This window comes from Ideonella sp. P3_A4 (assembly GCF_056403075.1).
On the sequence record NZ_JBFUGE010000221.1, the window covers coordinates 1 to 9,728 of the forward strand.

The 9,728-nt window shown below is 67.5% G+C and carries 9 protein-coding genes; 5 read left to right on the forward strand and 4 right to left on the reverse strand.

What is annotated here, in order from left to right:
• The coding region (locus AC1DYI_RS18745) for a formyltransferase family protein (protein ID WP_477205643.1) at positions 1-263 on the reverse strand (263 nt) is incomplete at its 3' end.
• Between the two features lie 85 nt (positions 264-348).
• Between AC1DYI_RS18745 and trpS the strand changes: the two genes are divergently transcribed.
• From trpS to AC1DYI_RS18765, 4 genes are all read left to right on the forward strand, one after another.
• Positions 349-1,356 (forward strand): tryptophan--tRNA ligase, encoded by a 1,008-nt coding sequence (gene trpS, locus AC1DYI_RS18750; protein WP_477205644.1) that lies wholly within the window; start codon positions 349-351, stop codon positions 1,354-1,356.
• Between the two features lie 14 nt (positions 1,357-1,370).
• Positions 1,371-2,261 (forward strand): DMT family transporter, encoded by an 891-nt coding sequence (locus tag AC1DYI_RS18755; protein WP_477205645.1) that lies wholly within the window; start codon positions 1,371-1,373, stop codon positions 2,259-2,261.
• 9 nt (positions 2,262-2,270) lie between these two features.
• Positions 2,271-3,131: a sulfurtransferase gene (locus AC1DYI_RS18760; RefSeq protein WP_477205646.1), complete on the forward strand. Its 861-nt coding sequence runs from the start codon at positions 2,271-2,273 to the stop codon at positions 3,129-3,131.
• 124 nt (positions 3,132-3,255) lie between these two features.
• Positions 3,256-3,690 carry a universal stress protein gene (locus tag AC1DYI_RS18765; RefSeq protein WP_477205647.1) on the forward strand — a complete coding sequence of 145 codons (435 nt, stop codon included), beginning with the start codon at positions 3,256-3,258 and terminating at the stop codon, positions 3,688-3,690.
• Between the two features lie 29 nt (positions 3,691-3,719).
• Here AC1DYI_RS18765 and AC1DYI_RS18770 read toward each other — a convergent pair whose 3' ends face one another.
• Positions 3,720-4,496, reverse strand: a complete 777-nt coding sequence (locus AC1DYI_RS18770) for a ZIP family metal transporter (protein ID WP_477205648.1) — start codon at positions 4,494-4,496, stop codon at positions 3,720-3,722.
• A 308-nt stretch (positions 4,497-4,804) separates the two neighbouring features.
• Positions 4,805-6,535: a galactose oxidase early set domain-containing protein gene (locus tag AC1DYI_RS18775; RefSeq protein ID WP_477205649.1), complete on the reverse strand. Its 1,731-nt coding sequence runs from the start codon at positions 6,533-6,535 to the stop codon at positions 4,805-4,807.
• A gap of 77 nt (positions 6,536-6,612) precedes the next feature.
• Here AC1DYI_RS18775 and AC1DYI_RS18780 point away from each other — a divergent pair, with 77 nt between their 5' ends.
• Positions 6,613-8,115 (forward strand): Ppx/GppA phosphatase family protein, encoded by a 1,503-nt coding sequence (locus AC1DYI_RS18780; RefSeq protein ID WP_477205650.1) that lies wholly within the window; start codon positions 6,613-6,615, stop codon positions 8,113-8,115.
• Between the two features lie 41 nt (positions 8,116-8,156).
• Here the strand turns inward: AC1DYI_RS18780 and AC1DYI_RS18785 are convergent, their stop codons facing one another.
• On the reverse strand, positions 8,157-9,599 hold the full coding sequence (locus tag AC1DYI_RS18785; protein WP_477205651.1) for a DUF1501 domain-containing protein: 1,443 nt from the start codon (positions 9,597-9,599) through the stop codon (positions 8,157-8,159).
• Positions 9,600-9,728: the final 129 nt, after the last annotated feature.

Genomic DNA, 9,728 nt, shown 5'->3' on the forward strand with positions numbered 1-9,728 from the left:
GGTCTGGCCCCCACAGGGTCTGGCCCCCACAGGTCGATCACGCGGGCCAGCTCGGCATCGAAGGCTTCGCGGGTCGCGAAGGCTTTGTGGTCGACCGAGGCAGTCGCGATCCCGCGCTCCGCGGCCCAAGCCAGGCCAGCGGCGTCAGCCTTGTTGCTGACCACGCCCACCACCCGTGCGGGCCAGCCTTCGGCGGCACAGCGTTCGACGATGGCCTGCATGTTGCTGCCACGGCCGGACAGCAGGATCACGATTCGTTTCATAGAGGCGGCAGAGTTTAAGCGGGCCACCTGGCCGGCAGCAGGTGTCTGAGAGAATCGTCAGCCGCACTACTGCCGCCCCGCGAACATGGTCACGCGTCCCCGCGTTCTTTCCGGCATGCGCCCCACCGGCGCCCTGCACCTCGGCCACTACCACGGCGCGCTGAAGAACTGGGTGCGGTTGCAGGACGACCACGACTGCTTCTTCTTCGTCRCCGACTGGCATGCGCTGACCACCCACTACCAGGAGCGCGAGGTCATCGAGCGCAACGTCTACGACATGGTGGTGGACTGGCTAGCTGCCGGGGTCGACCCGAAGCGCGCGACGCTGTTCATCCAGAGCCGATTGCCCGAACACGCCGAGCTGTTCACGCTGCTGGCAATGGGCACGCCGCTGAGCTGGCTCGAGCGGGTGCCCAGCTACAAGCACCAGATCACGACCCAGCCGAACCGCGACCTCGCGACCTACGGCTTTCTCGGCTACCCGCTGCTGCAGGCGGCCGACATCCTGATCTACCGCGCCAATTTCGTGCCGGTCGGGGAAGACCAGGCCGCGCACGTCGAGGTGACGCGCGAAGTGGCGCGCCGCTTCAATCACCTGTATGGCCGCGGACTGGCCGAGCCCGTGCTGCCCGAGCCGGCGGCCCTGTTCACCGAAACCTCGCGCCTGCCCGGGCTGGACGGCGAGAAGATGAGCAAGAGCGCCGACAACACGATCGAGATGCGCGAAGAGCCCGAGGTGGTGGCGCAAAAGATCCGCCGCATGCCGACCGACCCGCAGCGCGTGCGCCGCAGCGACGCGGGCGACCCAGCACGCTGCCCCGTCTGGCCGTTGCACCAGCTGTATTCGTCGGCCGAGACGCAGGCCTGGGCGCGCGAAGGCTGCACCACCGCCGGCATCGGCTGCCTGGACTGCAAGCAGCCGGTGATCGAGGCCATTCAACGCGAACAGCAACCTTGGCGCGAACGCGCCGAAGCCTACCTGTCGAACCCGAAACAGGTGCACTGGATCGTCGAGATGGGCACCGAGCGGGCACGCACCATCGCCAGGCAGACGATGAAGGACGTGCGCGAGGCGATGGGGTTGGCGTACTGACGATGCCATCGTCGATGTCCGCCCCGCTGCTGATGCTGCTGGCATCGCTGCTGTTCTCGATCATGGGCGTCTGCGTCAAGCTGGCGTCGGCGCACTACGGCGCAGGCGAGATCGTGCTCTACCGCAGCCTGGTAGGCTGCATCTTCATCTTCGGGCTGACACGCTTGCGCGGCGGCAGCCTGCGCACCAACGTGCCGGTGATGCATTTCTGGCGCAGCGCGATCGGCGTGCTGTCGCTGGTGCTGTGGTTCTATTCGATCGGCAAGTTGCCGCTGGCGACCGCGATCACGCTGAACTACATGAGCTCGGTGTGGATGGCCATGTTCCTGATCGGCGGTGCGGTGATGTTCGGCGCTGCGAAGGTCGACCACCGCTTGATCGCGACCGTCCTGACAGGCTTTCTCGGCGTCGCGCTGGTGCTGCAACCAACGATCGAGCGCGACCAGTTCCAAGGTGCGCTGGCGGGTCTCACCTCAGGCCTCGGCGCAGCGATGGCCTACCTGCAGGTCACGGCGCTCGGCCGCGTCGGCGAGCCCGAGTACCGCGTGGTCTTCTACTTCTCGCTCGGCGGCATCATGGCCGGCGGGTTGTTGATGCTCGCCAGCGGTGCACACGGCCACACCTGGTACGGCGCCACGCTGCTGCTGGCCACGGGCGTGCTGGCCACGGTGGCGCAGATGATGATGACGAGGGCCTATGCGATCGGCCGGCCGTTGACGAACGCGAGCCTCCAGTACATGGGCATCGTGTTCTCGTTTGTCTTCGGCGTGCTGATCTTCGATGACCCAGTCACCCCTGTCGCYCTGGCCGGTATGGCGCTGATCGTGGGCGCCGGCCTGGCCGCCACCCGGCTGCGCCAGCGCAGCGCGCCCGCTGCCGGCGAATCCTCCACCTTCGAATCCTGAGGTCCACTCATGTCCTTGCCGACGCCACTGATCAGCGCACCCGAACTGCTCGCCTTGCTGGGCCGCGGCGAGGCCTGGCCGGTCGTGCTCGACTGCAGCTTCGACCTGGCCGACAGCCAGGCCGGCGAAAAGGCCCATGCCCAGGGCCACCTGCCCGGGGCACGCTATGCCCACCTGGACCGTGATCTGTCAGGGCCGAAGACTGCCCGCGGAGCGATCGACGGGGGACGCCATCCGCTGCCTACGCGCGAGGCCTTTGCCGCCACGCTGACGGCATGGGGCATCGGTCCCGACACCCCCGTCGTCGCCTACGACACCCAAGGCGGCCCCTACGCCGCGCGCGCCTGGTGGCTGCTGCGCTGGCTGGGTCACACCAATGTGTCGGTATTGGATGGGGGTCTGGCCGCCTGGCAAGCCGCCGGCGGTCCCATCGACAGCGAACTCCATCGAACTGAACCGGCCGCCGTACCCTATCCGCTCCGCGCACCGGCCATGCCAACCGTATCGGCTGAGCGCTTGCTGGCAGCACCGGCAGCATCGCTGGTGATCGACGCCCGCGCGCCGGAGCGCTTCCGCGGCGAGGTCGAGCCGCTCGACGCTCAGGCGGGCCACATCCCCGGCGCGCGCAATCGCTTTTTCAAGAACAACCTCGCCGCAGACGGAAGATTCTTGCCGGCGGACGACCTGCGAAAGGTATTTGCAGCATTCGGGGCACCCGCCGACCGCATCGTCCACCAATGCGGCTCGGGCGTGACGGCCTGCCACAACCTGCTCGCCATGGAAGCCGCTGGCCTGACCGGTTCGACGCTCTACCCCGGCTCATGGAGCGAATGGTCGAGCGACCCAGCGCGGCCGGTGGCGCGCGGCTGACCCCTCGCGCGTGTCGACGTCGTCCGACACCGCGACTGCTTGACAGGTATCAAGACAAGCGGCGCTGAACGCGCAACACTCCGACATGAGCCGGGCAGTCCCGGCGCCAGCGAAGGAGAGCAGCATGTACCGGAACATCCTGGTTCCCACTGACGGCTCGGACATCACCTCGAAGGCCGTGCAGACCGCCATCACCCTGGCCAAGACTCTGGGTGCCACGATCTCGACGATCAGCGTCAAGGAGCCCTTCCCCTACAGCGCGATCTCCGAGATGCAGCCAGTGCCGCCACAGGAGTTCTACGACGCTCAGGAGCGCATCGCCGCGGCACGTGTGAAATCAGTCGTCGATGCAGCCGCGCTGGAGGGCCTGACTTGCTCCGGCCACACCGTCGAAGCGCTGCACCCCTGGGAAGCGATCACTGACTACGCCAAAGCCCAGGGCTGCGACTTGATCGTGATGGCCTCGCATGGGCGACGCGGCGTCAGCGCGCTGCTGCTGGGCAGCGAGACACAAAAGGTGCTGACGCACAGCGCGGTGCCAATCCTGATCGTCAAATAGCGACGCCAGCGCGCCGCCAAGCGCATCGTTCAGTCGTGCATCAAACGGGTAGCTGACAACACCAGCAGCAGCCCGGCGCCGATCCAAGCCACCTGCGCCAGGATCTCTCGCCAGGGCAGGTGGCGCTGCATTTGCGGAATCAGGTCCGCCACCGCCACGTAGATGAAGCTGCTCGACGCCACCACCAGCAGGTAGGGGAAGACTTCCTGCCAAGCGCCGACCACGAAGTAACCCAGCACACCACCGGCAACCGCCGTAAGGCCCGACGCGGCGTTGTACAGCAGCGCCTTGCGGCGGCTGAAGCCGGCGTTGATCAGCACGATGGTGTCACCGACCTCTTGCGGAATCTCGTGCAGGATGACGGCTAGCGAGGTCGTGGCCCCCAGCTCGGGGCTGACCAGGAACGCCGCCGCGATGATCACGCCATCGCAGAAGTTGTGGATGCTGTCGCCCACGAGCACGCTGAAACCGCCGCGGCCGGCCTGCTCAGCGTCGAAATGGTGGTGGTGTTCGTGACCATCACCCTCGTGGTGGTGGGCGTGGCGGTACAGCTCGGCTTTCTCGAGCAGGAAGAAGAACAGCAGCCCGACCAGCAAGGTGGTGAACAGGGCGTGTGGGCTGGCCTTCTGGCTTTCGAAGGCCTCGGGCAGCACATGCAGCAGCGCCGTGGCCAGCAGCACGCCGGTCGACAGGCTGACCAGGTGCTTGACCAGCTTGCCCAACACGGCAAAGGTCATCGACGCGGCGATCACGACCGACAGCACCCCGCCGATCAGCGTGGCAGCAACGATGTAGAGCAGGGTCATGGGGCTCGGGTGAAAACGAAAACCGCGCCCGGCAGGGGCGCGGCAGCACGCATCAGGACTTGGCTTCAGGCCATGCCCCGGGCCTTGAACCCAGCCTCGCGACGCCCTGAATCTCCTTCGACGGGAGAAGGGGAAACTGCGCGTTCAGCTGGACGACGAACGCGCCCTCTCGGGCGGCCGCGTCACGATGGCCAAAGCCGCGTTCATCTTATCAACCGTGTCAAGCGCATCGCCGCGAAGCCGCTGCGGCGCTTGTCTCACCGTTCGTCAACGGGGCGCGCATCGCTTGACGCGCCCCCTGGCGCGCCTCAAGCCCCCAGGCGCAGCACCTTGGCCTTTGACGGCACGCCGTTCGCATCGATCGCAAACAGCATGTAGAAGCCCGGCGGCGCATTGTTGGCCGAAGCCGGCAGCGTCACGCTGAGGTTCTTGGCGTTTTGCGTGAAGCTCAAGTCCTGGAAACGCTGCTCATTGCTGAACGCGTGTGTCACCGCGCCAAAGCGCACCAGCGTCATCCGGGCGACGGTGTTCTTGTTGTTCATGGCCACCGGGATCGTCGCGCCCCAGGTGGCGGCGGTCGGCGCAGTGACGATGCCGGGCCGGATGGCGGGCAGGCCCGAACCATCGGTCTTGTAGAGATACGGCGGGAAGTAGATCTCGGCGTTCAGCTGCGACACCGGGCCCGGGGCGCCGCCGCCGCCGGTCAGCACCGAACCGTCAGGCATCAGCATCGAAACGCTGTGGTACAGCCGCGCCTTGGTGGCTGTCGCACCCAGCGTCCAGCTGCCTGTGGCCGGGTTCCAGGTCTCCGAGTCGTAGACCGCGCCGACCAGGTCGTTGCCGGTGGACGAACCGCCGTTGACCCACACCTTGCCATCGGCCAGGATGGTGGCGTTGCCGAACTGGCGATCGGCCGACAGCGGCGCCGCCGGGGTGACGACCGGGGTGGCGCCGTTGATGTCGACCACCACCGCCTGGGCTGCATCGCGCACCGACAGGATCTTGCCGGGCTGGTACATCGCGGCCGGCAGCATGTAGGCGCCCGTCGGCATCGTGCCGGGCAGTTGAGTGACAGTGCCGGTGCCATTCACGTCGAGCGAGAAGATCTCGCCCATCACGTTGAAGATGACGACCTGACCTTGGGGTGACCACCAGGCGCGCGGGTAGTTCCAGGCCTGCACGCGCGAGCCGTAGGCAGCGTCGCTGTTGGCGGTGGTCAGCGTGCGCCAGCCGGTGGTTGCGTTGTAGACCTCGGGAATGCTGGCGTAGGTGTCAGCAGTCGGCGGGTACTGGGCGCTGCCTTCGTAGAAGCGGTCGATGCGGCCGCCAATGACAGCCTGCTCGCCGGTGGCGGTGGTGATCAGCGTGGCGTACCAGCGCTGGTAGGCCATCGACTGGGCCTGCTTGGTGAGCTTGTTGTCGACCGGGGTGAACAGGTTGACGTCGTTGTTCGCATAGTTGCGCTGGCCGTTGACGGTACGSTCACCGCCCACCAGCAGCACATTGCCCGTCGCCGGCAGCAGGGCTTGGCCGGCGCAGAAGATGTCGGTACCGGTGGTGTTGGACAGCAGCGTCTTTGCCTTGGCGCCCATGCCCAGCGCCGGATCCCAGACCGCGTAGTTCAGCAAACCGCTCTGGATGCCACTGGGCTTGCTGCCGTAGCTGAGCACCCGGCCATCGGGCAGCAACACCGTGTGCAGCGGAATCAGCGGCCAGGTGAATGCAGCACCGAAGACGCCCTTGAGGTGCGCATCCGCCGGGCCGGTCGGCACGCTGATGGCCTGCGCCCGTTGTTCACCCAACGCCGATTGACGCTCGTTGGCCTCTTCGTCCACGGCGACACCGGGGCCGGCGCCGAAGTCGATCGGTGCGCTGGTCGCGCTTTGCCGGTCTTCTTCGACCTGTGACGAGGCATCGGGGGACAGCGAGCCGCCGCAGCTGGCGAGCGCAGCGATCGCCAGCAGTTTCAGTGCGTGGCCGCCGGCACGCCGGACGGCGACAGCGGGCGACTTTTTCTCAAGCGGCTTAGGGATGGACACGGACGCACCTCCACATATTTGGGTTTGACCCGAATTTTGCCCGTTCACCCCATTGTTCGCCTGCACAATTCGTGGCCATGCCCCTAACTTTGCCCTCCCCCTCCGGCCTGTTGGCCGCGATTGACATGGGGTCGAACAGCTTTCGGCTGGAAATCGGCCAAATGCGAGAAGGCCGCTACCGGCGCCACCTGTACTTGAAGGAAACCGTGCGCCTAGGCGCCGGGTTGGATGCCGACGGCATGCTGACCGAAGAGGCCGCTCTGCGGGGGTTGGCTTGCCTGAAACGCTTCCGGGATGGTCTGACCGGCCTCACCGCTGCCCAGGTGCGCGCGGTGGCCACCCAGACGCTGCGCGAGGCGCGCAACCGCAACGCCTTTCTGGAGCGTGCGCAGGCCGCGCTGGGCGTACCGATCGAAGTGATCTCGGGCCGCGAAGAAGCCCGGCTGATTTACGCCGGCGTATCGCACCTGCAGCCTTCAGACGCCAAACGGCTGGTGATCGACATCGGTGGCCGCTCGACCGAGATGATCCTCGGCCAGGCCCGCCAGCCGACGCAAGCTGAATCGTTCCAGGTTGGCAGCGTCAGCCTGTCGATGCGCTACTTTCCCGACGGCCGCTACACCGCCCCGGCCTTTCGCGCCGCGCAGGTGGCCGCCGGCGCGGAGCTGGAAGAAGCCCTGGCCGAGTACACGCCCGGCCGCTGGCAGGAAGCGCTCGGTTCATCGGGCACGGCCGGCGCCGTCTCCGAGGTGCTGGCGGCCAGCGGCAAAACCGACGGGCGCATCACGCCAGCCGGGCTGCGCTGGTTGATCACCGAATGCATAGCGGCCGGCTCGGTCGAGCGCATCGCGCTGCCGGGCCTGAAGCCAGAGCGCCGCGCGGTGCTGGCAGGCGGCGTGGCCATCCTGTACACGCTGGCCACGCATTTCCATATCCCCGAGTTGCTGCCCGCCAAGGGCGCGTTGAGACAGGGCGTGATCATCGACCTGCACGACCGTCTGGTAGCCCGCCACCTCGCCCGCGGTCACGACCTGCGCGACGACTCGGTGCAGCGCCTGCAGCGCCGCTTTGCGGTGGACCGCGAGCAGGCGCGGCGCGTTCGCGATCTGGCGTTGCGCTGGCACGGCCAGGTCGAACCCGGCGCCGAGGTCGAGCGCCAGCACGAGCTGCGCTGGGCCGCCGAGTTGCACGAAGTCGGGCTGATGGTCTCGCACCACGATCACCACCGCCACAGCGCCTATCTCGTGGCGAACGTCGACGCGGCCGGCTTTTCRCAGAGCCAGCAGCGGCGTGTGGCCGAACTGGTGCTCGGTCAGCGGGGCGGCCTGCGCAAGATCGACGAGGCGCTGACGCGGCAGGAGGTGGCCTGGCAGCTGCTGTGCCTGCGGCTGGCGGTCATCCAATGCCATGCCCGTGGGCCGGCGGATGTCGACGCCATCGATATCGAGCGGCGAGCCCAGGTGGCCTTCTTGCGCTGGCCGAATGGCTGGGCCGACCAGCATCCGCGCGCCTTGCACCTGCTGCGCGAAGAGGCCGAAGCCTGGTCTCGCAGCGGCGTGCTGGCGCTCGAACTGCCCTGACCACAGCGCTGCGACGACTCGGCCACAGCGCCTGAGCCGGGTCAGGCCGGCAGCATGAAGCCGAGCGTGCGATCCGGAAAGGCCGACAGGTTCGGCAGGATCGCGTCGATCTGCGGCCCGGTCGAGCCGAACCATTTCAGCAGCGTGCTGGCGTACTGGTCGACGCTGGCGGTCGGGATCCAGCGGCCCTGCATTTCCCACTCCTGCACGCCGACATCGTCCGGCCCGCCGAGCACCAGCTTCGGGTACTCGCCGTAGGTCGCGCCGCCCTTGACGGAGCCGCCGCAAACCAGCTGGATGTTGCCCCACGCATGGTCGGAGCCACCGCTGTTGTTCGGCACCAGCGTGCGACCGAAATCGCTGCTGGTGAACGCCGTCACCTGCTTGTTCAGGCCCAGATTGACCATCGCATCGTGGAAGCAGGCCATCGCGCCGGCCACCTCGGCCAACAGGTCGGCGTGCATGCCGGTCGTGCTGTCGCTGTTGGCGATCTGGTCGGCATGGGTGTCGAAGCCGCCCAGGCTGGCGAAATAGATGTGGCGGTCGCCCTGCACCTGCTGGCGGCCGGCGATCAGCTTGGCGATCTGGTAGAGCTGTCCACCCAGGCTGGTCGACAGCTCCTGGCCTTCGATCAACGGGTCGAAAGCCTTGTCGATCGCCGCCGGCACACTGTCGTCGCCAGGAAGGCCCTTGACCAGCTCGGCCAGGCGATCGGACATCGCGAAGGCGTCGCGCTGCATGCTGGCGTAGATCTCGGTCATCTCGCCTTTCTGCCCCGGCGCATACAGCGCGTCGACCGCAGCCTTGCGCTTCTGGTCGGCCGGGTAAGTGATGTCGCCCGGCGCCAGGCCGGCGGCGGCGAACAGCCCCCCGGGGCCTGGCAGCACCAGCGCCGGTGCCTTCTCGCCCGTGCCGAAGCGGCTGTTGCCGCCCAGTGAAATCACCGGGTAGGTGGTCGCCATCGTCTCGGTCGCACGGGCGCCCCAGCCGGTGCGGGCCATGGCGTCAACGCTGGCACATTCCCAGGCGCGCTGCTGGTCGGAGTGCGAGAACAGGTTGTCCGGCACCAGCGGCGAGTCGGGGCCGGCGGCCAGGTACTGTTCTTTCGTCAGCGGCGCCGACAGCGGGCCGACATTCACGATCGGCGCCAGATGGCCGGCCGACCATATCGGCAGCAGCGATTTCATCGACGGGTGCAGGCCATAGTCCGTGCCCGACAGGCGCAGCAGCGAGGTCTTGGGCAAGGCGAGCTGGCTGCGGGCCTCGCTGTACTGGGCATAACGCGAGTCGGCCGGCACCATCATGTTGTAGCCGTCGTTGCCGCCGACCAGGTAGATGCAGACCAGGGCCTTGTAGTCGCCGGCCTGCGCACTGCGCGGTGCCAACAGCGAACCGACGCCGCCGAGTGCGGCCATGCCGGCGGTGCCGCCCAGCAGACGCAACCAGTCGCGACGGCGCAAGGAAGAAGAAGTGAAGCGGGTCATCGTCGGGCCTTGCGTCGTTCAGCGGATGATCTGGTACTGCGGCGAGCTCATCACGAGCCAGCCGGCGCGTTGCACGCGCTGCCTGCGCCAGTCCCCGGGGCTGTTCTTGTCGTCGTAGTGCTCCACCGC